General features: G+C 50.3%; 1 protein-coding gene. It reads left to right on the forward strand.

The features are described from left to right. Positions 1-44 precede the first annotated feature (44 nt). The coding region (locus R7Z47_RS26030; RefSeq protein ID WP_411913068.1) for a M9 family metallopeptidase N-terminal domain-containing protein at positions 45-580 on the forward strand (536 nt) is incomplete at its 3' end.

The following is a 580-nucleotide window of genomic DNA, read 5'->3' on the forward strand; positions in this document are numbered from 1 at the left end:
AGACGTTACGTACCCGGGCAACCCAATCGGTTGAAGCGGCAAGCGTGGTTTGTGACGTAGAATTGTTCACAACCACCAACAGCAACGACTTGATCAGCGCGATAAAAACTCAAGGTGCAAGTTGCATCAACGAGCTGTTCTCTGCTCAAAGCCGAGTGCAAGAAGCGGCGTTTGATTCTGACCACATGTACAACGTGGCAAAGCATACGGTGACTTTGGCGAAAGCCTATACTGGTGGCGGTAGTGATGAGCTTGAAGCCTTGTACTTGTATTTGCGCGCTGGCTATTACGCCGAGTTTTACAACAACAATATCTCGTTTGTTTCTTGGGTCACGCCCGCAGTGCAAGAGGCGGGAGATGCGTTTGTAAACAACGCTAATTTTTACGAAAACAGCGACCCGCACGGCAAGGTATTAAGTGAAGTGATCATCACGATGGACAGTGCGGGGCTGCAACACGCTTATTTACCGCAAGTGACGGAGTGGCTGACGCGCTGGAATGACCAATACGCTCAAAACTGGTACATGCGCAACGCGGTGAATGGGGTGTTCACCATCCTATTTGGTGGTCAGTGGAACGA

This window comes from Vibrio sp. 1641, from assembly GCF_033339995.1.
In the GTDB taxonomy this organism is placed as follows: Bacteria; Pseudomonadota; Gammaproteobacteria; order Enterobacterales; family Vibrionaceae; genus Vibrio; species Vibrio alginolyticus.